At 64.7% G+C, this 23,864-nt stretch carries 28 protein-coding genes; 9 read left to right on the forward strand and 19 right to left on the reverse strand.

Going from position 1 to position 23,864, the window contains the following annotated elements:
* Window positions 1–333: 333 nt before the first annotated feature.
* The 6 genes from VIR62_RS15205 to VIR62_RS15230 all read right to left on the reverse strand — a co-directional run bounded on the left by VIR62_RS15205 (window position 334) and on the right by VIR62_RS15230 (window position 3,110).
* Window positions 334–708 carry an energy transducer TonB gene (locus VIR62_RS15205; protein WP_431872640.1) on the reverse strand — a complete coding sequence of 125 codons (375 nt, stop codon included), beginning with the start codon at window positions 706–708 and terminating at the stop codon, window positions 334–336.
* 87 nt (window positions 709–795) lie between these two features.
* A complete protein-coding gene (locus VIR62_RS15210) occupies window positions 796–1,209 on the reverse strand; it encodes a DoxX family protein (protein ID WP_431872642.1) in 414 nt (137 codons plus the stop codon).
* Window positions 1,210–1,314: 105 nt separating this feature from the next.
* On the reverse strand, window positions 1,315–1,608 hold the full coding sequence (locus tag VIR62_RS15215) for a hypothetical protein (protein ID WP_431872644.1): 294 nt from the start codon (window positions 1,606–1,608) through the stop codon (window positions 1,315–1,317).
* Window positions 1,609–1,639: 31 nt separating this feature from the next.
* Entirely contained in the window at window positions 1,640–2,194 is a 555-nt protein-coding gene (gene dcd, locus VIR62_RS15220) for a dCTP deaminase (RefSeq protein ID WP_431872645.1), read from the reverse strand.
* Window positions 2,194–2,598 (reverse strand): hypothetical protein, encoded by a 405-nt coding sequence (locus VIR62_RS15225; protein ID WP_431872647.1) that lies wholly within the window; start codon window positions 2,596–2,598, stop codon window positions 2,194–2,196. The genes dcd and VIR62_RS15225 overlap by 1 nt, the downstream gene beginning before the upstream one ends.
* 47 nt (window positions 2,599–2,645) lie before the next feature.
* Window positions 2,646–3,110 (reverse strand): UPF0262 family protein, encoded by a 465-nt coding sequence (locus VIR62_RS15230; RefSeq protein WP_431872692.1) that lies wholly within the window; start codon window positions 3,108–3,110, stop codon window positions 2,646–2,648.
* Between the two features lie 102 nt (window positions 3,111–3,212).
* On the opposite strand from VIR62_RS15230, the gene VIR62_RS15235 reads away from it, so the two are divergent.
* The gene (locus VIR62_RS15235) at window positions 3,213–4,724 is read left to right on the forward strand and encodes a replicative DNA helicase (RefSeq protein ID WP_431872649.1); all 1,512 of its coding nucleotides are present in this window, start codon (window positions 3,213–3,215) and stop codon (window positions 4,722–4,724) included.
* A gap of 27 nt (window positions 4,725–4,751) precedes the next feature.
* Here VIR62_RS15235 and astD read toward each other — a convergent pair whose 3' ends face one another.
* Window positions 4,752–6,191: a succinylglutamate-semialdehyde dehydrogenase gene (gene astD, locus VIR62_RS15240; RefSeq protein ID WP_431872651.1), complete on the reverse strand. Its 1,440-nt coding sequence runs from the start codon at window positions 6,189–6,191 to the stop codon at window positions 4,752–4,754.
* Window positions 6,192–6,243: 52 nt separating this feature from the next.
* The gene (locus tag VIR62_RS15245; protein WP_431872653.1) at window positions 6,244–7,764 is read right to left on the reverse strand and encodes a protein adenylyltransferase SelO family protein; all 1,521 of its coding nucleotides are present in this window, start codon (window positions 7,762–7,764) and stop codon (window positions 6,244–6,246) included.
* 36 nt (window positions 7,765–7,800) lie between these two features.
* Here VIR62_RS15245 and VIR62_RS15250 point away from each other — a divergent pair, with 36 nt between their 5' ends.
* Window positions 7,801–8,661 (forward strand): alpha/beta fold hydrolase, encoded by an 861-nt coding sequence (locus tag VIR62_RS15250; RefSeq protein WP_431872655.1) that lies wholly within the window; start codon window positions 7,801–7,803, stop codon window positions 8,659–8,661.
* An 84-nt stretch (window positions 8,662–8,745) separates the two neighbouring features.
* Here the strand turns inward: VIR62_RS15250 and VIR62_RS15255 are convergent, their stop codons facing one another.
* From VIR62_RS15255 to VIR62_RS15290, 8 genes are all read right to left on the reverse strand, one after another.
* Entirely contained in the window at window positions 8,746–8,997 is a 252-nt protein-coding gene (locus tag VIR62_RS15255) for a hypothetical protein (RefSeq protein ID WP_431872657.1), read from the reverse strand.
* Between the two features lie 42 nt (window positions 8,998–9,039).
* Window positions 9,040–10,044 carry an inorganic phosphate transporter gene (locus VIR62_RS15260; protein ID WP_431872658.1) on the reverse strand — a complete coding sequence of 335 codons (1,005 nt, stop codon included), beginning with the start codon at window positions 10,042–10,044 and terminating at the stop codon, window positions 9,040–9,042.
* A 3-nt stretch (window positions 10,045–10,047) separates the two neighbouring features.
* Window positions 10,048–11,166, reverse strand: a complete 1,119-nt coding sequence (locus VIR62_RS15265; protein ID WP_431872660.1) for a DUF47 family protein — start codon at window positions 11,164–11,166, stop codon at window positions 10,048–10,050.
* Between the two features lie 73 nt (window positions 11,167–11,239).
* Entirely contained in the window at window positions 11,240–12,172 is a 933-nt protein-coding gene (locus VIR62_RS15270; protein WP_431872662.1) for a transposase, read from the reverse strand.
* Window positions 12,160–13,026 (reverse strand): HEAT repeat domain-containing protein, encoded by an 867-nt coding sequence (locus VIR62_RS15275; RefSeq protein ID WP_431872664.1) that lies wholly within the window; start codon window positions 13,024–13,026, stop codon window positions 12,160–12,162. Before VIR62_RS15275 ends, VIR62_RS15270 begins: the two co-directional genes overlap by 13 nt.
* A 201-nt stretch (window positions 13,027–13,227) precedes the next feature.
* Window positions 13,228–13,386, reverse strand: a complete 159-nt coding sequence (locus VIR62_RS15280; RefSeq protein WP_431872666.1) for a hypothetical protein — start codon at window positions 13,384–13,386, stop codon at window positions 13,228–13,230.
* Window positions 13,387–13,495: 109 nt separating this feature from the next.
* On the reverse strand, window positions 13,496–14,116 hold the full coding sequence (locus VIR62_RS15285) for a hypothetical protein (RefSeq protein WP_431872668.1): 621 nt from the start codon (window positions 14,114–14,116) through the stop codon (window positions 13,496–13,498).
* Entirely contained in the window at window positions 14,113–14,604 is a 492-nt protein-coding gene (locus VIR62_RS15290; RefSeq protein WP_431872670.1) for an RNA polymerase sigma factor, read from the reverse strand. The genes VIR62_RS15285 and VIR62_RS15290 overlap by 4 nt, the downstream gene beginning before the upstream one ends.
* A gap of 192 nt (window positions 14,605–14,796) precedes the next feature.
* On the opposite strand from VIR62_RS15290, the gene VIR62_RS15295 reads away from it, so the two are divergent.
* From VIR62_RS15295 to VIR62_RS15305, 3 genes are all read left to right on the forward strand, one after another.
* Window positions 14,797–14,949, forward strand: coding sequence for a hypothetical protein (locus VIR62_RS15295; RefSeq protein WP_431872672.1), 153 nt, complete (start codon window positions 14,797–14,799; stop codon window positions 14,947–14,949).
* A 96-nt stretch (window positions 14,950–15,045) separates the two neighbouring features.
* Window positions 15,046–16,179, forward strand: coding sequence for a glycosyltransferase (locus tag VIR62_RS15300; RefSeq protein ID WP_431872674.1), 1,134 nt, complete (start codon window positions 15,046–15,048; stop codon window positions 16,177–16,179).
* Window positions 16,180–16,274: 95 nt separating this feature from the next.
* The gene (locus VIR62_RS15305) at window positions 16,275–17,681 is read left to right on the forward strand and encodes an NAD(P)H-dependent flavin oxidoreductase (protein ID WP_431872676.1); all 1,407 of its coding nucleotides are present in this window, start codon (window positions 16,275–16,277) and stop codon (window positions 17,679–17,681) included.
* Between the two features lie 2 nt (window positions 17,682–17,683).
* Here VIR62_RS15305 and VIR62_RS15310 read toward each other — a convergent pair whose 3' ends face one another.
* Window positions 17,684–17,941 (reverse strand): YMGG-like glycine zipper-containing protein, encoded by a 258-nt coding sequence (locus VIR62_RS15310; protein ID WP_431872678.1) that lies wholly within the window; start codon window positions 17,939–17,941, stop codon window positions 17,684–17,686.
* Window positions 17,942–18,017: 76 nt separating this feature from the next.
* Window positions 18,018–18,992, reverse strand: a complete 975-nt coding sequence (locus tag VIR62_RS15315) for a 2-hydroxyacid dehydrogenase (RefSeq protein WP_431872680.1) — start codon at window positions 18,990–18,992, stop codon at window positions 18,018–18,020.
* 119 nt (window positions 18,993–19,111) lie between these two features.
* Here VIR62_RS15315 and VIR62_RS15320 point away from each other — a divergent pair, with 119 nt between their 5' ends.
* Genes VIR62_RS15320 through otsA form a run of 4 tightly spaced genes read left to right on the forward strand, consistent with a single transcriptional unit; the run spans window position 19,112 to window position 23,580 of the window.
* Window positions 19,112–19,597, forward strand: a complete 486-nt coding sequence (locus VIR62_RS15320; protein ID WP_431872682.1) for an SH3 domain-containing protein — start codon at window positions 19,112–19,114, stop codon at window positions 19,595–19,597.
* A gap of 40 nt (window positions 19,598–19,637) precedes the next feature.
* Complete coding sequence (gene otsB, locus VIR62_RS15325) at window positions 19,638–20,387, forward strand: trehalose-phosphatase (protein WP_431872684.1); 750 nt, start codon at window positions 19,638–19,640, stop codon at window positions 20,385–20,387.
* On the forward strand, window positions 20,384–22,174 hold the full coding sequence (locus VIR62_RS15330; protein WP_431872686.1) for a glycoside hydrolase family 15 protein: 1,791 nt from the start codon (window positions 20,384–20,386) through the stop codon (window positions 22,172–22,174). The genes otsB and VIR62_RS15330 overlap by 4 nt, the downstream gene beginning before the upstream one ends.
* Complete coding sequence (gene otsA / locus VIR62_RS15335) at window positions 22,171–23,580, forward strand: alpha,alpha-trehalose-phosphate synthase (UDP-forming) (protein ID WP_431872688.1); 1,410 nt, start codon at window positions 22,171–22,173, stop codon at window positions 23,578–23,580. The genes VIR62_RS15330 and otsA overlap by 4 nt, the downstream gene beginning before the upstream one ends.
* 12 nt (window positions 23,581–23,592) lie before the next feature.
* On the opposite strand, the gene VIR62_RS15340 is transcribed toward otsA, so the two are convergent.
* The coding region (locus VIR62_RS15340; protein ID WP_431872690.1) for an energy transducer TonB at window positions 23,593–23,864 on the reverse strand (272 nt) is incomplete at its 5' end.

Raw genomic sequence — 23,864 nt, forward strand, 5'->3', positions numbered from 1 at the left:
CCCTTCGGCTTCTTCGCGACGGTCGTGGGTCTCGGCGGCGACGGCCTAGTTCCCGTCTCCACCTTAGGCAGCGACTATTTCCGCTACGACGAAGCGAGTCAGACCCTAACCGGAGATGATACGAACGTCCGGTTCGCGTCCGGGCAGCGGCTGAAGCTGCGCCTGGCCGAAGCCAATCCCGTCAGCGGCGGTCTCCGCTTCGAGCTTCCCGACATGCCGGTCGTATCAAGCAATAGGCGCGCACATCGGGAGCGGCGGCCACCGCGGTCGCCAGGAAGGACGGGCAGGCGAGGCGCTCCTGGGCGACGGCGGTAGCCGCCACCCGGACGAAGCTCAGCCGTTCGTCTCGGAGTCGGGCAGCTTCCAGACGATCGTGCCCTGGAAGATCGACTCCAGGGGCCGGCCTTCCTCATTCACGTCCGGCGCGAACTTCACATGCTGGATCATCAACTCGCACGTCGCCTGGTCCAGGACGTTGTGGCCGCTGCTCTTGACGATCTCGCAGCTGCGAAGGACGCCGTCGCGGTCGACATCGACCCGATATTCTACCGTACCTTCCTCGCCGCGCTCGCGCGCTTTTTCAGGATAGGCGGACAAGGGGAGCGACATGACGCCGGCATCCTTGATTCGTCCCGGAGCCTGGGCCGACGCAGACGTCGCGGCGAGTGCCGCGCCGACAATGCAGAAAACGAGACTGTTCAGTTTCATGGCGAATTTTCCTCTTCCACTACCGCTGCCGAGTCGGGCGAAACCCGAACGAGGTCGAGCTTCCCATGATTTCGGCGATTCGTCCAATCATACGGCGTCGTTACGAGCGCCCCGCATCGCGTCGATGCTCCAGGGACCGGGGCCGGCGAAGACGAGATAGAGAAACACGAAGCAATAGAGGATCGCCGCGTCGCCGCCATTGTTGACCGGAAAGAAGTTCTGCGAGCCATGCGCATACCAGTAAGCCACTGCCATCGTGCCGGACGCGAAGAACGCCGCCGGCCGGGTGAACAGCCCCAGCGCGACGAGCGCGCCGGCGATCAACTCGACGATGCCGGCATAAGCGCCGAGATTATCGAGCGCGAGACCCGACCCGGCATGCTCGCCGGGTGGGAATCCGAGGAACTTCTGCAGGCCATGCTCCAGGAAGGTGAGGCCGACGATTATACGGAGTAGGCTGAGCGAGCGCGGTGCCCAGGAATGGAGGGTCGTGGCATTCATGCGAACTGCTCCTCTTGTGACCATCTCGGTACCGTAACATAGTTGCGGAGCCCGCCGCGTCCAATGGGCTTTTGCGAACGAGTAACGGTCGCCGGCGAACTGACCCTAGCTGATCAGGTAGAGACCGCCGATCAGGAGCAGGACACCCAGGATGATGCTGGCGATCTTGTCGGCGCCTTCGCGGTAGGGGATCCCCATGTGCCGGATCATCGTCGCCTGCTCATCGCTGAGCTCGGAGCCGCCCGGAAGCAGCGAATCAACGAAGCAGGACAAAGCGAGCAGCAGCAGGGCGACACCCGCCCAGAAGCTCCCCTGCACGGCTTCGACCACGCGCCCTGCCAGCAACAGAAGCAGCCCGGCGACGCAAAGGCCGTAAGACGCGATTTTCGTCGGCGTCATCGTTCCCAAAGTCGTCCCCCTTCGACGCCCGTCAGAGCTTCGGCAACGTCACTCCGCGCTGGCCCATATATTTGCCCGCCCGGTCGGCATAGCTGATCTCGCACGGTTCGTTGCCCTGCAGGAAGAGGAACTGGCACGCGCCCTCGTTGGCGTAGACCTTGGCGGGCAGCGGCGTCGTGTTGGAGAATTCCAGCGTGACATGGCCTTCCCAGCCCGGCTCCAGCGGCGTCACGTTCACGATGATGCCGCACCGCGCATAGGTCGATTTGCCGAGGCAGATGACGAGCACGTCGCGCGGCACGCGGAAATATTCGACGGTATGGGCGAGGACGAAGCTGTTGGGCGGGATGATGCAGACGTCGGTCTTGCGGTCGACGAAGCTGTTATGGGCGAAGTCCTTCGGGTCGACGATCGCGTTGTCGACATTGGTGAAGATTTTGAAATCGTCCGAAACCCGCGCGTCATAGCCATAGGAGGAGAGGCCGTAGCTGATCGTCCCCTGGCGCTTTTGACCATCGACGAACGGCTCGATCATCCCGTCCTTGAGCGAGCGCTCGCGGATCCACTTGTCCGACATGATTGCCATCAGCCGCGGCTCTCCACGACTTCCTCGCCGCCGCAACCCTTGAGCATCCGGCCGCTGAGCGTCACCGTCACTTGGTCCGGATAGGCGCGCCCGCCGGTCGTGCACTCCGCCGTTCGCGCTTCGATCGCGATCACTTGCGTGCCCTCGCCTGATTCCCAACGGCGGACGCCGTCCGTCTCGCGCGGCAGCACGCGGGGATAGCTCGTACTCAGGAGTTCGCCGTCGGCCCGTCCCCCCGGAGGACCCATGGTCAGCACGATCTGGTCGTCGCCGATCGCCACCATCCAGAAGGGGTCGTGTCCCATCGCGCCATATTCGAACGCGCCGACCGGACTGTACGGCGCGTCGGCTCCCGTCGCGCAGGCGGCAAGGGCGAGCAGGGTGAGGGGAAGGAGTCGCTTCATGGCTGGAGCTTTCGCGGGAATGGCGGCCGAGGGCAAGTCCGCGGCCGTCATTTGATATGAAGCACGCAGATCAGGGTGAACAGCCGCCGCGCGGTGTCGAAATCCATGTCGATCTTGCCGTCCAGGGATTCCCTCAGCAGCTCGGCCGCGTCGTTGTGAAGCGCGCGGCGGGCCATGTCGATCGGCTCGATCCCGTTCGCGCTGTCGGCGCGGACCGCTTTGAAATAGCTGTCGCAAATGGCGAAATAGTCGCGGATCGGCCGACGGAAGCGGGCGAGGCCGAGGCGAACGGTATCGAGCGGCTCGCCCCCTTCACTCTTGAGGTCGATGGCCAGCCTATTGTCCTCGACCCGCAGCAGGATCTGGAACGGTCCCTCGTGACCGCTGGGCGAGAAATGATTCTCCTCGAGCAGATCGAAGATCGCGACTCGTCGCTCCTGCTCGACATCGGCGTTGCGACGGATGATCGTTCGGTCGTCGAGCTGGACATCGATGATGCGCGGTTCGCCCATGTCCCCTGTTAGCGGGTGCAGCATGGCTTATCCACAATCTGTTCCACCAAAACTTTTCGACCACGCCTACCGGTTGGCCGGCAGTGCGGGTAGGATGCCGATATGGCCCATCCCCTGACCGTCGTCGAAACTCCCACCCCTGAAACGCCCGCCCTGCCGCAGAATGTGGAGGCGGAAGCGGCGCTGCTCGGCGCGCTGATGATTGACAACCGGCTCGCCGAAGACATTCAGATGAAGCTTCGGCCCGACCACTTCTTCGAGCCGCTGCATGCGCGCATCTACGAATCGATCCTGAAGCTGGTCGACCGCAACATGATCGCGAGCCCGGTGACTCTCCGCCCGATGTTCGAGGCGGACGAGGAGATGAAGGAACTGGGCGGACCCGCCTACCTGGCCCAGCTCACCGGCAGCGGCGCCGCCATCATCGGCGCCCGCGACTTCGCCGATCAGGTCTACGAACTCGCCTTGCTGCGCGCCCTGATCGGCGTCGGCCGCGACCTTGTCGAGCAGGCGCTCGACACCAGCGAGGAGGTCAATCCGCTCACTCAGATCGAGGCGGCGGAAAGCGCGCTCTACCGGGTGGCCGAGGAAGGCGGCGGCGAGGGATCGGTCAAGACCTTTGCGCAAGCCACGAAAATGGCCGTGCAGATGGCGGAAAAGGCCCTGAACACGGGCGGCGGCCTTTCCGGCGTCACAACCGGGCTCGAGAGCATCAACGCCAAGACCGGCGGCCTCCATCATTCGGACCTGCTGATCCTCGCCGGGCGCCCCGGCATGGGCAAGACGTCGCTTGCTACCAACATCGCCTTCAACGCCGCCCAGCGGCTGGTGCGCGATATGGAGGACGGGATCGCGCCTGAGAAATCGGCGGGCGCCGCCGTCGCGTTTTTCAGTCTCGAAATGTCGTCGGACCAGCTCGCGACCCGCATCCTGTCCGAGCAATCGGGGATCAGCTCCGAGAATCTGCGCATGGGCAAGATCAGCCAGCAGGATTTCCGCAACCTCGCCCGCGCCGCCGTCGATCTCGAAAGTCTGCCGCTCTATATCGACGACACGCCCGGCCTGACCATCGCCGCGCTCCGCACCCGTGCGCGCCGCCTCAAGCGCCAGCGTAACATCGGCTTCATCGTCGTCGACTACCTCCAGCTCCTGCAGGGCACCGGCAAGGCGGGCGACGGCAACCGCGTCCAGGAAATCTCCGAGATCAGCCGCGGCCTCAAGACGCTCGCCAAGGAATTGAACGTACCGGTGCTGGCGCTTTCCCAGCTCAGCCGCGCGGTCGAGCAGCGCGAGGACAAGCGGCCGCAGCTCTCCGACCTTCGCGAATCCGGCTCGATCGAGCAGGACGCCGACATCGTCCTCTTCGTCTATCGCGAGGAATATTATGTCGCATCGCGCGAGCCCAAACGGCCGATCGAGGGCGACGACGCCAAGGTCTTCGAGGCGCATGAGGCCTGGGCCCGCGACATGGAGCGTGCCTACGGCCTCTCCGAGCTGATCATCGCCAAGCAGCGCCACGGCGCCACCGGCAAGGTCAAGCTCAAGTTCGAGAGCCGGATCACGAAATTCTCGGATTATATCGAGGACAGCTACCTGCCCGAGGCGAGGGGGTAAATTAATCCTCCCCGTTCCGGGGAGGAATTAGCCCTCCAACTCGTTCGCGGCGATGCGGACGTCCCTCAGCCCCACCCCGATCGACGCCCGCGCATTATCCGCCTCGGAGCTCGTCACCGGATAGGCGCAGTAATCGGCCGCATAATAAGCGCTCGGGCGGTGGTTGCCGCTGAGGCCGACGCCGCCGAAGGGGGCGTTGGAGGGGGCGCCGTTGGTGGGCTTGTTCCAGTTGACGACGCCGGCGCGGATATTGGCCCAGAATTTGTCGTAAAGCTGCGGGCTGCCGCCGACGAGCGAAGCCGCGAGGCCGAAGCGGGTGGCGCCGGCCTCGGCCAGCGCGGCGTCGAAATCGGGGACGCGAATGACCTGCAGGATCGGTCCGAATAGCTCGACATCCGCCCGCTCCTGGACGTCGGTCACGTCGATGATGGCGGGTGACAGGAACGGCTTGTCGTTCTCGTGCCGGTCGAGGTGCTTCAGGGGCCTTCCGCCCTTCATCATCAGGTCGAGAAAGGCTTCCTGGAGCTGGTCGGCCGACGGGTTGTCGATCACCGGCCCCATGAAGGGCGCCGGGGTCGAATGCGGCGCATCGACGATCAGCCGTTCGGCGATCTTGCCGACCTCGCCGAGGATGGCCTCATGCGCGCCGTCCTTGACGATCAGCCGCCGCGCCGCCGTGCAGCGCTGGCCGGCGCTGAGGAACGCGGACTGCACTGCGATCACCGCCGCCGCGTGGACATCGGGCGCGTCCCAGACGACCAGCGGATTGTTGCCGCCCAGTTCCAGCGCCAAAATCTTCTGTGGGCAATCCGCGAACTGGCGGTGGAGCGCCATGCCGGCCCGCGCCGAGCCGGTGAAGAGAAGGCCGTCGATACCCGGATGGGACGCCAGCGTCCGGCCCTGGTCCGGCCCGCCGATCAGGCAGCGCACCACGCCTTCCGGCACACCCGCATCGTGGAACAGCTTCACGAGAAATTCGCCCACCGCCGGCGTCTTCTCCGACGGCTTGAACACCACCGCATTGCCCGCGATCAGCGCCGGGACGATATGTCCGTTCGGGAGGTGCGCCGGAAAATTATAGGGCCCGAGCACCGCCAGAACCCCATGCGGCTTGTGGCGGACGGCGACGCGGGCTCCGAGCGCGCCCTCCTGCTTCCGCTGTGCCGTGCGCTCCGAATAGGCCGAGATGGAAATGTCGACCTTGTTGACTACCGCATCGACCTCGGTCGCGGCCTCCCAGAGCGGCTTGCCGGTCTCGCGGGCGATGAGGTCGGCGAACTTGTCCTTTTGTTGGCGGACGACATTGGCGAAGCGGCGCAGGGTCTCGACGCGGACGGTGAGCGGCTTCGACGCCCAGCCGGCCCAGGCGGCGCGGGCGGCCGAGACTTCCGCGTCGGCATCGCCGATGGCGCCGGTCCAGAGCGTCTCCCCCGTCGCCGGCTCGGTCGAAATCAGCATTTCCGTCATAAGATCAGGGCTCTCCTGCTGGTCCATGCCCCACCATTTTTGCGGCACCCGGTCAAGGGCGGCCCCGCATGGCCTCGCCCATGCGGCGGACGGCCGCGATCTTCGTCTCGAACAGGGACCAGTCGTCGGCCTCGTCGATCCGCGCCCAGATCACCTCCACCTCGTCGATATGCATGGAGCAGGGCGCCTCGTCCGACCAGTAGGGATGGTCGAGCGACACCGCCGGCTCGTAATCTTCGATCAGCCTGCATAAGTTCGCGAACTCCTCAGCCTCATAATGCGGATCGGCCGGGGAAGGCCCTCGGCGGCGCCCGCCGCGCCAGTCGAAGAAGAAGCGGTCGATCTCCACCGTCTTCTTCGCCAGCGCCGTCTCCAGCGCGACCAGCAGGTCCGTGTCACGCCCATCGCACTTGGGCTTGACGCCGAGACGGCCGAGCACCGTCTCCACCAGCGCCGCCTGAAAATCGGCGGGGAAGGTCTCCAGCACCGGCGTCAGCGTCTCCGCCTCCGCGATCGCCGCCAGCGACCGGGCGAGTTGCACGACGTCCCAATGGATCGCCTCCGCCTGTCGTCCGAAGGCGTAGAGGCCGATATGGTCGAAATAGGCGGCGGTGAAGGTGCCGTCCCAATAAGGCGTCCAGCGCCACGGCCCGTAGTCGAAGCTCTCCGCGGTGATGGCGATATTGTCGCTGTTGAGCACGCCGTGGACGAAGCCGGCGGCGATGTAGGAAGCGGCCAGTTTCGCGGCCGCTTTGGCGACATGGCCGAGCAGCCGAGCTGCCGCGTCCGAACTCTCGTCATTGCGACCCCGGACTTGATCCGGGGGAACCAATCCAGCTTCTCCAGCGTCCGAGGGCTGGATTGCTTCGTCGCTGCGCTCCTCGCAATGACCAGTATGCGGTTGCTCCCCGTAATAATGTTCAAGGCAATAGTCGGTCAGCGTACGCAAATTCTCGACCTCGCCGAAATAGGCGGGGCGCTGGAAGGTGCCGATGCGGATGTGGCTGTGCTGGAGGCGGACCAGCACCGAGGAACGTGTCGGGGAGGGCTCGTCGTTCCGCTCCAGCGCCTCGCCCGTTTCTATTAGGGAGAAGCTCTTGCTGGTCTCGACTCCCAGCGCCTCCAGCATCTCGGTCGCCAGCACTTCGCGGACGCCGCCCTTCAACGTCAGTCGTCCGTCGCCGAAGCGGCTGTAGGGCGTCTGGCCCGAACCCTTGGTGCCGAGGTCGAGGAGGCGTCCTCCATTTTTGGCCGGACCGTCCCGCATCTGCGCGAACAGGAAGCCGCGTCCGTCGCCGATCTCCGGGTTGTAAACCCGGAACTGATGGCCGTGATAGCGCAGCGCCAGCGGCTGTTGCAGATTGTCGGGCAAGGCTTCGAAACGCCCGAAATGCCGCAGCCACTCCTCGTTGCTGAGGCCGCCCAGCCCCACCGCCTCCGCCCAGCGCTGGTTGCGGAACCTCAGGATCGTCTGGGGAAACTCCGCCGCCTCGACCTGATCGTAGAAAGCTTCGCCGAGCGCCAGGATCGTCTTCTCCGGCCGATAAGGACTGGGTTGCGGGCGATGGATCATCGGGCGATAGGGACAGGGCGAGCAGGGGAGCGGTTCATGGCGGCTTGGTCCGATGGCTATTGGTGGTCGAACGACGGTCTGAGGCTCCACTATCGCGATTACGCCGGAGACCCAAAACGCCCGCCGATCATCTGCATTCCGGGGCTCACCCGTAACGCTCGCGACTTCGAAGGGGTTGCCGATCGCCTTGCCGGCGACTGGCGCCTCATCTGCGTGGAGCTCAGGGGCCGGGGCGAGAGCGCCTATGCCAAAGACCCGATGACCTATGTCCCGCTCACCTATCTCCAGGACCTGGAGGCGCTGCTGAGGGAGCTGGCTCTGGAGCGGTTCATCCTGTTCGGCACGTCATTGGGCGGCCTCCTCACCATGCTCCTCGCCGGCAATCACCGCCACCGCATCGCCGCAGCGCTCCTCAACGATATCGGCCCCGTCCTCGATGCCCGCGGGCTGGAGCGCATTCGCGGCTATGTCGGCCGCTCGCAAAGCTGGCCGACCTGGCTGCACGCCGCCCGCTTCTTCGGAGAGGTGCAGAAGGACCGCTATCCCCATTGGACCATCGATCAGTGGTTGGTCTTCGCCAAGCGACTGTGCCGACTCAACCCCAACGGCCGCATCGTCCTCGATTATGACATGCGCATCGCCGAGCCGTTCAAGCTACCCGGCGGCCCTACCGGTTTCGACCTGTGGGGCGCCTTCTCCGGGCTGGACACCATCCCGTCTCTTTTGGTCCACGGCGAAATTTCCGACCTGCTCACGACCGAGACCATCGCCAAAATGACAGCCGCCATGCCCCTCATGGAAACCGTAACCGTCCCCGGCGTCGGCCACGCGCCCACGCTGGACGAACCGGAGGCGGTGGAAGCGATCGATGGGCTGTTGGACCGCGTAAAAGGCTGAGCTATCCTGTACCATCAGCTCGCGTCTGGAACGAGTCGGCAGGACGACAGGCGCGCCCGATGAGAACTAATATTCGCAGCATTGTCAGTCGGCGATACTGATGATGACTTCGTAGATCTTGATCGCCACAACTAACACCGTCCCCACGACGATCCCGACGATCTGCCATCCTGCCACTGCGCGACCAGAAACTATCGAGTTTGCTTTCGCGTCCCAGTGCGAACGGTGCTCATTCTCCACCTCGGAATAGCTCCTGATCAGCATCCCGAGGCCCAACAGCGGGATGCCTGCCGAGTTGCCTGCTTTCCCCCCGAATCCCACACTGTATTTCGTCATGGCTCGAATTCGTCGCCACTTTCTCTCATACATGTAAAACACTTAGGCGAAGGCGCGGGTCAGATAATAAGCCATCGCCCCGATAGCAGCGGCGGCGGGGAGGGTGATGATCCAGGCGATGACGATGTTGCCGGCGACGCCCCAGCGGACGGCGGTGGCGCGGCGGGCGGCGCCGACGCCGACGATGCAGCCGGTGATGGTGTGGGTGGTCGAGACGGGGATGCCGAGCCAGGTCGCCGAAAAGAGCATGATCGCGCCGCCCGTCTCCGCGCAGAAGCCCTGATGGGGGGTGAGGCGGGTGATCTTGGAGCCCATGGTGTGGACGATGCGCCAGCCGCCCAGCAACGTCCCGAGGCCCATCGCGGCCTGGCACGTGATCACCACCCAGAAGGGCACGTAGAATTCGCCGCCGAGCAACCCTTGCGAGAAGAGCAGGACGGCGATGATGCCCATCGTCTTCTGGGCGTCGTTGCCGCCGTGGCCCAGCGAATAGAGCGCCGCGGAGATGAGCTGAAGCCTTCGGAAGGTGCGGTCGGCGAACTGGGCGTTGACGCGCTTGAACAGCCAGGAGGTGATCAGCACCAGGATCAGCGCGACCAGCATGCCGATGGTGGGCGACAGGAAGATCGCCACCGTGGTCTTGATCACGCCGTCCCAGACCACCGCCGAGAGGCCCGCCTTGGCGAGACCCGCGCCGAGCAGCCCGCCGATGAGGGCATGGCTGCTGCTCGAGGGAATGCCCAGCACCCACGTGATCACGTTCCAGCTGATCGCCCCCATCAGCGCGCCGAAGATGACGGTCGCGTCGATGATGCTGGCATCGACGATGCCCTTGCCGACGGTTTCCGCGACATGGAGACCGAAGAAGAGGAAGGCGATGAAATTGAAAAACGCGGCCCAGGCGACGGCGACGTGCGGCCGCAGCACCCGCGTCGACACCACGGTCGCGATCGAATTGGCAGCATCGTGCAGGCCGTTGAGGAAATCGAACAGCAGGGCGACGCCGATCAGCGCGGCGAGCAGCGGAAAGGCGAGGGCGGCGTCCATGCGTCAGGCGTGGTCGATCACGATGCCTTGGATCTCATTGGCGACGTCCTCGAAGCCGTCGAGCACCCGTTCCAGATGGCTGTAGATCTCGCGGCCGACGAAGAAGGCCATCGGCTTTGCATCGCCATGCGCCTTGAACAGCGCCTTCAGCCCGTCCTCGTGCAGATCGTCCGCGGCGCCTTCGAGGTGAACGATATTCTCGGTGATCCGGTCGAGCCGCCCGCCATTGCGGCCGACGGAACGGAGCAGCGGCACCGCCTCGACCACCAGACGCGCCGCCTGTCCTGCGAGCGCCGCCATCTCGTGCATCTTGGGCTCGAAGGCGGTGACGTCGTAGCGGGTGATCGCGTTGGCCGTCTGATGCATTTCGTCGATCGTATCGTCCATCGAGGAAATGAGCGCGGTGATGGCGCTGCGGTCGAACGGGGTGATGAAGCTGCGCCGCACGGCATGGAGCACGTCGCGGGTGACGGTATCGGCCTGATGCTCGAACTCGGCGATCCGCCGGCAGGATTCCTCGATCCCGGCTTCGCCCGCGAACATCGCGCCCAGGGCGTCGGCTCCGCCCACCACCGTTTCGGCATGGCGCGCGAACAATTCGAAGAACCCGTCCTCCCTTGGCATGAGCCTCTTGAACAATCGGAGCGGCCCGAACTTCCTGGAAACCGGCGGCGGCGCGGAAAGAGAGGCGACCGGCAGACGGGCGGCCGCCTCGGCCGGAGGAACGAAGCTTCGGATCAGATCCTTGAGGCCGGATTCATCGACGGCCTCGACGGCTTCCTCGCGCGTGAACCAGCGTGTCTCGCGTTCGTGCCGCTCCGGCCACTGTCCGCTCTGGATGGTCGTGCGGAGCGGAAAGACATGGACATTGGCCTCTTCTATCGATCCGTTCTTGCCGCGCTTGTCGAACCGATAGGCGCCGATCTCCTCGGGGCCCACCATGCCGGTCAGTCCCGCCTCCTCAAAGGCCTCCTGCGCCGCCGACTGCGCCGGCGGAAGTCCGGGCACCGCATTGCCGCGCGGGATCACCCAGCGCTTGGTCTCTCGCGATGTGATGAGCAGGAACCGCGGGTCGCCGTCGGCGGCGATGTCGTATGCGAGAACCCCGTATTTCTCGATCATCCAACCCGTCTCCGATTGTCATCAAACTGTCACAATCGGACCCGTGCCGGAGATCAGGATCGAGTGCAAGGCGTCATGCCGACGCTGTTCCCTCGATCCACGGGCGGTGAAGTTCGAGCTTCGCGATTTCCCGCGCGCTCATCGCCGCGACGAAGGAATTCGCCGAGGCGGCGCCGTCCGCCAGCCGCGCAAGGCGATCGTCGAACGTGGGTTCGGCGGCGGCAAGCGCCTGGATGGCTGTCATCTGGATTCGATCGCAGGGATGATGCGCCGCGAAGCTTCGCACCAGATCGTGCGCGTTGCCATCGCCATGGTGGGCCGCGATCTTCAGCAGGGCTTCGGTCGAGGTCGCGGTGAGGATGCCGGCGATCTCGCATCGCTTCACGTCGAACCGGTACTGGCTGAGAAAGGGCTGGCGCGGCGAGGCTTCCATGATGTTGAGCGAGATCGACATCTCGTCCGCCGGCAGCTGGTTGTGCACGTCGCGGTGGGCGCGGTAGAGCATCACCTTGCCCTCTTCGAGCCGCGAGCGCTCGACGAAGCGAAGATCGACGGCCTCCCCCGGATAGCCGACGACCTTGTCGTACTCATATTCATAATATTCGCTCCAATAGCCGGGGCCGAGATAGCCGACAGTCAGGAACGAGAAATTGTGGTCGTGGGGGACGTGATAGAAGAAGGGCGACGACCCGCTCGACTTGAAGATGCTGTCGCGTGGGCCGGGCCAGAAATTGGCGCGGATGAAGTATTTGTCGGAAGCGCGATGCAGCATGATCACCTGCGAGCTGTAGCTGTTCTCGCTTGTCTGCCGCTTGCAGCGGTGCTTCAGTTCGTCGAGGGCAATCGCGGTCAGGAAGCCGCGGTTGTTGGCGAGCCCTTTAAGCAGAGGCGCGGCGGCCGCGAAGCTATCCTCGTCTGACGGGTCGAAGCTCTCTTCGTTGAGCGCCTCCACCACCGCGCCAAGTTCCAGCGGCGGCGTCTCGCCGCATGGAATTACGCGCGGCACGGCACTCGCTCCTGGAGCTGAGGATGTTGGATGACGAGGCGGTCGAGCACGCCTCGTGCCGCGCGGCGGACGTCCGGATGGGAATCTTCCCGCGCCATGCAAGCGAGGTGCGGTAGGGCCGCGACGGCGTCGAGGCCGAGCATCTCGCGCATCACATGCCAGCGGACGAAGAAGTTGGGATCGCCCAGCAAATCCTCCAGCACCGGAAGGGCCTCGGCGCACTCCATCTTGCGGAGCAGCGTGGCCATCATCTGAATGCGGGAAGCGCCGTCGTCGGTGGCGCTGCAGCCGACATATTCGTGCGTTTGGGAGTCATATTCGACGCTGAGCGGCGCCCGGCCGCATTTGATCGACGCCTGCAGCACGATCATGTCGCTGGACGCATGTTCGATCACATAGCTTTGAAACCGCCCGTCAACTATCAGAGTTTCTCCGTCTTCCAGACGGCGCCTGCCGGCCGGGTTGCACCGCGATGTCTCGGATGCGGCGAAATCGCTCCGGATTGGCGGCGCTTCCCAGAAGGACAGAAGGGCCTCCCCCGACCGGATGAATTTAAGCACGCTCATATGGCCGGTGAAGACGATCGACGCGACGTCGCGCTCGACGTTTTTCTTGACGGCTAGCTTGTCGGCGCCGGTGACGCCGATCGCCACGGAAACCTTGTCGTCCTCGAACAGGAGGATGCCGTCGTGGATTTCGCTGTGGAGCCTCGGGAGGGGGAGCTCGAAAAACGGGTCGTTGGCCAGTCCAACGGCAAGCGCGTCGAGTGCCGGTTCCAACCAACCGCTGTCGCCGAACAGCCGTTGCGCCGCCTCGGCGACGGCTTCGGCGGAACCGCTCGGAAGCGCGGCCATGGCTTGGGCGAATTTCCGGTGAGCGCGATCCTCGGCCCATGCGACGCGAAATTGCCGGGTCGCCGCAATTGCAGAGCGTTGCCGGTCCCGGTCGTCGAGCCAGCGTCGAAGTTCATGTCCGATGATCACGTTCGAACCGCTGCGCTGACAAGGTTCAGCTCGTGGCGGACCATATCGAAAGCCGTCCGCCGCTGCCTGCTGTCAAACCGTATTATACAGCGCGATGCCAGCAATGATTCCAATGCAGACCGCGCCGCCGACTTCCTGTTGGCGCGTCGAGCCGGAGATACCCACGGGGGTGTCGAGCTCCGGCAGGTCTTCGACCACCAGGCAAAGTTCATGTTCCGAACGAGCATCCATGGAGCCACTCCCTCAAGGACTATTCACGAGGGAGAGTTTCGCAGCGAAAGCTTTATGCTTCGCTAAGCCGATGCATGAATATTTGGTTATCGCGCCAGCGGCAGGCGATCTAATCGTCGGAAGCGCTGGCGCCTTCCTCCTGCCGGTAGGCTTCACGCAACGCCTTGAGCCGTTTGAGTTCTCTGTGGTTGCGGCGCATGCTTAGCAAGAGATGCATTATCATCATGGGAAGGACCACGAGCCACAGACTGACGAGCAGTATGAAGGAAATCGGGTCCCCGCGCAGGCGGTCGAATAAGGGATCGATCGTATCGCCGCTCACGAAACCCAGCAGGACGCCGACCGCTGTCGCAGGAATGACGAGTAGCAAGCTGGATTTGGTGCGCTTTAGCGTAGCTTCAGCGCGGACGATCGATTGATCGATCATCGAAGCCGTGCCTCCCGTGAGACCCTTTAGCTCCAGCTGACGAAGCCGACGCTGTCGCATCTGACCCGTGACCAGCATGAATAGCGCCACCCCGCCGACTGCCATCACTTCCAGCTTGGGAGTGCTTGCGATCAGATAGATGATCGTCAGCACGCACGCGGTCGCCAGCGTGTAATCGACGATCATCGCGATGCGTGCGCGGCGCCTGATCCTTGCGGCCGAACGCTGAAGATCTTCCACCGTCCCCGCAGGAAGCTCAGCTCGCCACAGCTGGCCCAGCCGGTCGAGGTCAAGATCGGTCACCGATCCTGCTCCAGCAAGCGCTTGAGCGCGGCCTTGGCGCGGGTCATGCGAACCCAAAGCGCGTTCGGCGCAATTTCAAGCATGTCCGCGATCTCTCCATAGCTGAAGCCCTCCAGCACCAATATGATGACCTGCCGCTGCGGCAGCGGCAACAACCGCGTCTTCGCCAGGAGCAGGCGCCGCTCACTGGCGTCGTTGGCGCTGTCCTCCGGGCTCGGCGTCTCGGTCGCGAGTTCCTCCGGCAGTTCGGCGATGCGCGGCTCCCTGACCCGTTTGGCGACGTGCGAAATCGAGCGGTTCTGCGCGATCTTTCCGACGAAGGTCTTGACCGAGGAATCGCCGCGAAAGGTGGGAAGGGCCTGCCAGATCGCGAGGAATATCTGCTGCACCAGGTCTTCGCGCTGGGTGATGTCCGACTCGTAGGACATCGCGATGCGCGAGATCAGCGCGCCATATTCGGATACGATCTCCTCGAATGTCGGTGCCACCCCTGTCACCGCGCCACCATGGCAGCTTGGCGCCGGTTGCTCCAGAGTGTCGCTTTCGCCGGTCGGTCTCGCCCCGAACCGGGACAAGACGGCGCATCGACGAGTACAACCCGCGATATGGCTAACTTCTCGGTAAGGTTTTTCCCTCGGTGCAGACTGAGGAGGCGTGGACCTTCGGGGCGGGGGATATTCATGGACCTGAGTGAGCTGAAGTTTCGAGCGGATAACTGCCGGCGAGTGGCGGCCTCCCTCATCAATCCGGATGTCATTCGGGAACTCAAAGCGTTGGCCAATTCCTATGATCGACAGGCGGCGAAGTTGAGCAACGACGGCAAGCCCGGTTGACGCTTGAGCCGGTTAGGCGACGGGTGTCGGGAATTCATGTCGAGGATCTGAGCGGGGAAGGGCTGGATTGACTGTGCGGTAACGGCATAAGGAGTCATGGCCGTCCGCGTCCTTCATGCCCATTCAACCTTCTCGCTGGGCGGGAAGGAGGCGCGGGCCGTTCGCCTGATGAACGCGTTCGGCGATGCGGCAAACCATACGATCCTGAGCGGCATGCCGGACCAGCTTTCGGCGCGACAGGCGATTGCGCGTAACATAGCTGTCGACTTTCCGGAAAACGCGCCTTCGCTCACCGGCCGCCCCGGCCTGACGCGGCTGTTTCGCCTCGCGCGCTACATGAAAGGGTTCGACCTCGTCCTCACCTATAATTGGGGCGCGTTCGATGCGGTGATGGCGAACTATCTCTTCCGGGGCCCGCCGCTCGTCCATCATGAGGACGGCTTCAACGAGGACGAAGCGGAGCAATTGAAGACGCGCCGGAACCTCTATCGCCGGCTCGGCCTCTCCGCCGCGTACCGGCTCGTGGTCCCGTCGGAGCGGCTGGAGAGGATCGCCCGCACCGCCTGGGCGCAGCCGCCCGAGCGGCTGGCGCGAATCCCGAACGGCATTCCGGTTCGCGACTTCGCCCGATCGCCGACCGACGACGCCATTCCGGGCCTGAGGCTTCGCGACGGCGAGATCGTAATCGGCACCGTTGCGGGACTGCGCGCCGTCAAAAACCTGCCCCGTCTCGTCCGCGCCTTCGCCGCCATGCGCGAGACGAATGCGCGGCTGGTGATCGTCGGCGAGGGACCGGAATGCGAGCGGATCGCGTCCGAGGCCCGCGCCCAGTGCGTGGCCGGTCGTGTCCACCTCCCGGGCTTCCTTCCCGATCCCGCGCATTATATCGGCCTTTTCGACATCTTCGCCCTGTCGTCCGACAGCGAGCAATTCCCGATCTCCCTTGTCGAGGCGATGGCCGCCGACTTGCCCATCGTGGCGACGGCGGTGGGGGACATCCCGGTGATGGTTTCCACCGACAATCGCCCGCTCATCGTCGAGCGGGACGACGAGGCCGCGTTCACGGCGGCCCTTGATACGCTCGCCCAGCGTCCCGATCTTAGGAGGAGCATGGGCCGGGCCAACCGCGAACGAGCCGCCGCCGAATATGACGAAGCGCGGATGATCGAGCGCTATGCGCGCCTCTACGGCGAAGCCATCGCTCGCCCCCGCGTGTTCATGCCGGATTAGGCACGAAAAAATTGGGCAAAAAGCGTATTCAGCCCCTATAGGGCGCTTGGCCGGCATGTATGGCGTCCGATCGGCGCCGCTGTTTTGGAGGAATGATGTTCAAGGGTGTCCAGCCGATCCGCTATGCGGGTCGCGAAGTGCTTCCGCTTATCGAGGGCGGAAAGGGCGTCTCCGCGACCAACCATGCGAGTTCGGGCGCCTGGGCAGCCGCCGGCGGCATCGGCACGGTCTCCGCGGTCAACGCCGATAGCTACGATCCCGAAGGCAAGATCATTCCCCAGGTCTATCACGCCCTCACCCGCCGCGACCGGCACGAGGAGCTGATCCAATATGCGATCGACGGCGCCAGCGAGCAGGTGCGGCGCGCCTATGACATTACCGGCGGCAAGGGTGCGATCAATATCAACGTGCTGTGGGAAATGGGCGGCGCCCAGCGCATCCTCCATGGCGTTCTGGAACGCACCAAGGGGATGGTGGCCGGCGTCACCTGCGGCGCGGGCATGCCTTACAAATTGTCGGAGATCGCAGCCTCCTACGGCGTCAACTACCTGCCCATCATCAGTTCCGCCCGTGCCTTCAGCGCCTTGTGGAAGCGCGCTTATTCCAAGTTCGCCGATTATCTCGCCGCCGTGGTCTATGAGGATCCCTGGCTGGCCGGCGGCCATAACGGCCTTTCCAACGCCGAAGACCCGCTGGTTCCGCAAGATCCCTATCCGCGCGTCAAGGCGCTGCGCGAGACGATGCGCCAAGGCGGCATCCCGGACGAGGTGCCGATCGTCATGGCCGGCGGCGTCTGGAATTTGAAGGAATGGGAGCATTGGATCGACAATCCGGAGCTTGGTCAGATCGCATTCCAGTTCGGCACCCGGCCGCTGCTCACCAAGGAAAGCCCGATTCCGGCGGAATGGAAGGCGCGGCTGATGACTCTGGAGGAAGGCGACGTCCTGCTCCACAAATTCTCGCCGACCGGTTTTTACAGCTCGGCAGTTCGCACGCCGTTCCTCCGCGCGCTGGAGGCGCGCTCGCATCGCCAGATCGCCTTCACCAAGGAAGAGCTTGGCGACCACAGCTTCCAGCTTGATGTCGGCGTTGGCGCCAAGAAAAACTACTGGGTGACGCGTGGTGACCTGCTGCACGCGCGCGAGTGGTATGCGCAGGGCTATACCGAGGCGTTGAAGACGCCCGACGAGACGCTCGTCTTCGTGACGCCAGAGGAAAAGAAGATGATCCGCAAGGATCAGGCGGAATGCATGGGCTGTCTCAGCCAGTGCGCCTTCTCAAGCTGGGCGGACAATGAGAAGAACTCCACGGGCCGCCTCGCCGACCCGCGCAGCTTCTGCATCCAGAAGACCTTGCAGGACATTGCCCATGGCGGTCCGGTCGACGAAAACCTCATGTTCGCCGGCCACGCCGCCTTCCGCTTCAAGAAGGATCCCTTCTATTCGAACGGGTTCGTGCCCACTGTGAAGCAGCTGGTCGAACGCATCCAGACCGGCGACTGAACCTAGTCGTAGCAGTCCCGGTCGTAGCGTCCGTGGCGATCGTAGCCGTCGCAATCGTCATCATCGTCGATGAAATAGCCGACGGCCGCGCCCACGGCGGCACCCGCGGCGGCGCCCTCACCGACGGAAACGTCATCGGTCACAGCGCCGACACCAGCACCCACGGCGGCCCCGACAGCTGCGCCCTCGACCAGGCGGTTGTCCGCGCAAGCGGCGAGCGGCAGCGCCATGGCGGTGGCGGCGATAAGCATACTCTTCATGATTCTGCTCTCCTTCGCCTCCTCAACAGGCAGGGAAATGCGCAGGTTCCTCGGCCGAACCGACCAAACCCACTCCTCAGCAGCGGTCCGGAGGGTCCTCGCCGCGCGCCAAGGCGGTGATATTGGTAATGACCTTTTCGCCCATTGCGGTGCGGGTTTCCAGCGTGGCGGAGCCCATGTGCGGCAGCAGCCTGACGTTGCCGAGCTTCAGCAAACGGGCATCGACGTGCGGCTCGCCGACATAGACATCCATACCGGCTCCCGCGATGGTGCCGCGTTCCAGCGCCGCGATCAGCGCGTCCTGATCGACGATATCGCCCCGCGCCGTGTTGATGAGAAAGGCGTCGCCCTTCATCAGCGACAGCCGCCGCTCCTCGATCAGGTGATGTGTTTCGGGCGTGGCGGGGCAGTTGATCGACAATATGTCGATCTTGGGCATCATGTCGTCGAGCTTCGGCCAGTATCGGGCGTCGAGACTCTTCTCGACCGGTTCCGGCAGCCGCCCACGATTATGATAGTGGATGGAAAGGCCGCAGGCGCGCGCACGCCTGGCCAAAGCCTGGCCGATGCGTCCCATCCCGACGACGCCCAGCGCCTTGCCGGTCAGGCTGCGGCCAAGGAGATCCGTCGGCGCCCAGCCTTTCCACTCGCCGCGGCGAAGCATGGCTTCGCCCTCGCTGAAACGACGGGCGATCGAAAGGACGAGCGTCATCGCCAGATCGGCCGTATCCTCGGTCAGCGCACCGGGCGTATTGGTCACGATTATCCCGCGCGCCCGCGCCGATTCCAGGTCGATATGGTCGATGCCGACGCCGAAGTTCGCGATGAGGCGGAGCCGATTTCCCCCTGCGGAGATGACCTTCGCGCTTATCCGATCGCCGAGCGTCGGTACGAGCACGTCCGAGTCCGAAACGGCGCCGGCCAGGCCCTTCTCGTCCAGGGGATGGTCGGACAGATTGAATTCGGCGTCGAACAGCTCGGCCATGCGCACTTCGACCGGCATCGGCCATCGGCGGGTGACAACGACTTTCAGGCGACGCTTCGAGTGCATGGGGAAGGGCTAGGGCCGGCGCTTGCGGAGCGTCAAGCGAGATGGCGGTTGAAGCGCGACGGGCAGGCATCCTAGAGAGATACCGAAAATCGGACCGGGAACGGGGAGGTGACGACGCGATGCGCAAATGGACGGCGATGGTGACGGTGCTGGCGCTCGCGGCCTTGCCCTTCGCGGCCGGGGCGCAGGACCAGCGTCAAACCCCCTATTGGGCCTCGATCGCCGCCGGCAAGGCGCGCATGCGGACGGGGCCGGGCCGGACCTATCCCGCCACCTGGCTCTACCAGCGCGCCGACCTCCCGATCAAAGTCGTCGAAGTCTATTCGCACTGGCGCAAGATCGAGGACCCCGGCGGCACGATCGGCTGGATGCAGGTCAACCTGCTCAGCGACACGCGCACGGCCATCGTTACCGGCGACGAACCGCGTCCGATGCGCGAAGCGCCGGCGGAGAGCGCGAAGGTTCGCTTTCTCGCCGAGCCCGGGGTGGTCGGCCGCCTGTCCGATTGCGCGAACGACTGGTGCCGCCTCGATGTTCAAGGCCGCGAAGGCTATGTCCGCGCCGACCATTTCTGGGGCACCGATCCCGGCGAGGTGCTGGAATAGCGCTACTTGAGTTTCTCCGCCGGGCTTGCCAACGGGGCGCATGGCTGTTCCAGATCGGGCTCCCCCCGCCGCGCTTCTCGCCGAGGCCGCGCTCTTCCTCGATTTCGACGGAACGCTGGTCGAACTGGCCGAGAGTCCGGCGGCGATCAGCGTCCCTTCCGGATTGAAGCCATTGCTCTCTCGTCTAGTCGAGCGGCTGGGCGGCCGAGTCGCGATCGTGAGCGGGCGCTCCATCACCGATATAGAGGAGCATCTCGACTGTTCGGCCGTCGCGGTCTCCGGATCGCATGGGCTGGAGCTTCGATTGCGGAATGGTGCGGAATTGCCGCTGGCCGCTCCCGCCGGGCTCGAGGAGGCGAGGCTGGCTGTCGACGCCTTTGCCGAAACCGCCGACGGACTGCTGGTCGAGCACAAGCCCTTGGGCGTGGCGCTTCATTTCCGCCGGGCGCCGGATGAGGCCGAACGGTCAAGCGCCTTCATGGAAAAGCTCGCCGCCCGCAGCGGTCTCGAGATCCAGAAAGGCAAGATGGTGGTGGAGCTTCGCCCCGGCGGCGCCGACAAGGGCGATGCGGTTCGCGCCTTCATGGCGGAACCGGAGTTCGCCGGTGCGCGTCCTGTGTTCGTGGGAGACGATGTGACCGACGAACATGCCTTCGAGGCGGTGGCGGAAATGGGCGGGGCGGGCATTCTCGTCGGGCCGCCGCGCCGATCCGCGGCCGGGTATCGCCTGAACGATGTCGCGGCGGTGGCGGCCTGGCTGCAGGAAGCCGCGGCGGGGTCGCCCGAATGAGCAATCTGTCGCTCTGGCCGATCGGCAACTGCCAGGTCAGCGCTCTCGTCGACGAGGCGGCCGGTCTCGTCTGGGGCTGCCAGCCCCGGGTCGACGGCGATCCGCTATTCTGCTCGCTCATGGATCCCAAGGGCGAAAGCCCGGTCCCGCGCGGCGAGTGGCGCATTTCGGTCGAAAACCAGGTGAAGGCGGAGCAATGGTATCTCCGCAATACGCCCATCCTGGTCACCCGCCTTACGGATGATGACGGCGCCGCGATCGAGATTTTCGATTTCTGCCCGCGCTTCCAGCGCTCCGGACGCATGTATCGGCCCGTGGCCTTCGTGCGGATCATGCGGCCCGTCGCCGGCGCCCCGCGGGTTCGGGTGCACCTCAATCCGGCGACCAACTGGGGTGGCAAGGACGCTGAGCGCACCAACGGCACCAACCATATCCGCTACCTGCTGAAGCCCCAGCCGCTTCGCATCACCACCGATGCGCCGATCGGCCACATTCTCGAAGGCCGTGCCTTCCGGGCGGAGAAATCGCTGCATTTCTTCCTGGGGCCGGACGAGCCCTTTGTCGGCAATGTCGGGCATACCCTGGCGCAGATGCTCCATCAGACGTCGGACGAGTGGCGCTCCTGGGTGCGCGGTCTCGCCATACCGCTCGAATGGCAAAGGGTCGTGATCCGCGCCGCCATCACGCTCAAGCTCTGTCTGCACGAGCAGACGGGCGCGATCGTCGCGGCGATGACGACGTCGATCCCGGAGGCGCCGAACAGCGGCCGCAACTGGGACTATCGCTATTGCTGGATCCGCGACGCTTATTACACCGTCCAAGCGCTCAATCGCCTGGGCGCGCTCGACGTCCTCGAAAACTATCTCAACTACCTTCGCAACATCGTCGACGAAGCCAAGGGCGGGCACATCCAGCCGCTCTACGGCGTTTCGGGCGAGCCCAAGCTAGATGAGCGGGAGGCGGAGGGTCTGGCGGGCTACCGGGGGATGGGACCTGTGCGGATCGGCAATGCCGCCTACACCCAGGTCCAGCACGACGCCTATGGTCAGATCATCCTTTCCAACACCCAGGCCTTCTTCGACGAGCGCCTGTTCCGCAAGGCGACCAAGGACGATTTCGCCTCGCTCGAAAAGGTAGGTGAGCGCGCCTGGACGATGCACGACCAGCCGGACGCCGGCCTCTGGGAATTCCGGACCCGCACCAGCGTTCATACCTACAGCTCCGTCATGTCCTGGGCTGCATGCGACCGGCTGGCCAACGCGGCCGAGGTTCTGGGGCTCGACGACCGCGCGGATCTGTGGCGCGAGCGGGCGGCCGCGATCCGCGAGCGCATCGAGAAAAGCGCATGGCACGAAGGCGAGCAGCGCTTCGCCGCCACCTTCGGCGGGGACGAGATCGACGCGAGCCTTCTCCAGCTGATCGACATGCGTTTCCTGGCCGCCGACGACGAGCGGTTCCGCAACACGTTCAACGCCGTCGAGAAGGGCCTTCGCCGGGGCGACCACATGCTGCGATACGCCAGTGAGGACGATTTCGGCCTGCCCGAGACCGCCTTCAATTTCTGCACTTTCTGGCTGATCGAGGCGCTCCACCTGGTCGGACGGGAAGAGGAGGCGCGGGAGCTTTACGTGAACACGCTGGACCGGCTGACCCCTGCCGGACTCCTGTCCGAGGACACCGACTTCGTCACCGGCGAATTATGGGGCAACTATCCGCAGACCTATTCGCTTGTAGGGTTGATCAACTGTGCAGGCTTGTTGTCCAAGCCCTGGAGCGCCATCCGATGAGCCGGCTCATCGTCATCTCCAACCGCGTGTCGGCGCCCAAGGCCCAGAGCGCCGCCGGCGCGCAGGGCGGCCTCTCGGTCGCGCTGTCGGCGGCGCTGAAGGAATATCGCGGCATCTGGTTCGGCTGGTCGGGCGAGAAGACCGAGGAGTTCACCGGGCATATGGACCTCCACCGCGAAGGCGGCGTCACCACGGCGACGATCGACCTCGAAGAACAGGACATCGACGAATATTATAACGGCTATGCCAACCGGACGCTGTGGCCACTCTTCCATTACCGGATCGACCTCGCCGAATATGACCGCAGCTTCGGCAGCGGCTATGAGCGGGTCAATGAGCGCTTCGCGGAGACTGTCGCGCCGCTTATAGAACCCGACGACCTCGTCTGGGTCCACGACTATCATCTGATCCCGCTCGGCCAGCAGCTTCGCGACCGCGGCCTCAAGAACCGGATCGGCTTCTTCCTGCATATCCCCTGGCCGCCCTCGCGGCTGCTGGTCTCGCTCCCCTATCACGAGCGGCTGGTGCGCACTTTGCTTGCCTATGACGTGATCGGCTTCCAGACCGAGGAATGGCTGGAATCCTTCTGCCATTATGTCGAGCGCGAGCTGGGTGGGCGGGTCGACAAGGACGGGATGATCCATGTCGGCGATCGCTCGGTCTATGCCGCGGCCTATCCGATCGGAGTCGACTACAAGGAGTTCGGCGAGGCGGTGGAAAGCGCGACCGCACGAGAAGCGTTCGAACGGCTGCGCAAGAGCGCGGCGGGACGGCGGACGATCATCGGCGTCGACCGGCTCGATTATTCCAAGGGGCTGGAAGAACGGTTCCTGGGTTATCGCCGCTTCCTGGAAAAACATGGCGAGAGCCGCGACCATCTGTTCCTCCTCCAGATCGCGCCGCCCTCGCGCGGGGAAGTCGCGACCTACGAGGTCATCCGCGAGCATCTTGATGAGCTGTCGGGCCGGATCAACGGCGAGTTCGCCAGCGTCGATTGGGTTCCGATCCGCTACGTCAACCAGAGCTACGGCCGGGCGGAACTGGCGGGATTCTACCGCGCCGCCGAGATCGCGCTGATCACGCCGCTGCGCGACGGCATGAACCTCGTCGCCAAGGAATATGTCGCCGCCCAGGATCCCGACGATCCGGGCGTCCTCATCCTGTCGCGCTTCGCGGGCGCCGCGCTTCAATTGAAGGACGCCCTGCTCGTCAATCCCTACAGCAAGGACGAGATCAGCGACGCCATCATGAAGGCGATCCGGATGCCGAAGGCTGAACGCATCCGTCGCTGGACGTCGATGATCGAGAGCGTTCGCACCGAGGATGTCGTGGCTTGGCGCCACGCCTTCGTCTCGGCGCTGGAAAACGCCAGGCCGCCCGTCCGTTCGGAGCCCGAGCACGCCTGACCGGCCCTCGCGTCATTCGAGCCACCATACCTGTTCCCAGCCCTTTACTTCCGGGACCGGCCGTCCCTCGGCGTCGCGGGCGGGCTCGAAGCGGAAACGGCGTTCGATGAGACGGCAGGTGGTGGTATCCAGCGCCGCGTTGCCGCTGGTTATCACCACCCGGCATCCGCCCGCGCGGCCGTCCGCGCCGACGATGAAATGGACGCGGACCGTTCCCTCGATGCGGGCCCTCCGGGCGGCGCGGGGATAGTCGGCGTCGACGATGCGCCCCGATAACTGCCGCG

Source organism: Allosphingosinicella sp. (genome assembly GCF_036570505.1).
GTDB lineage: Bacteria > Pseudomonadota > Alphaproteobacteria > Sphingomonadales > Sphingomonadaceae > Allosphingosinicella.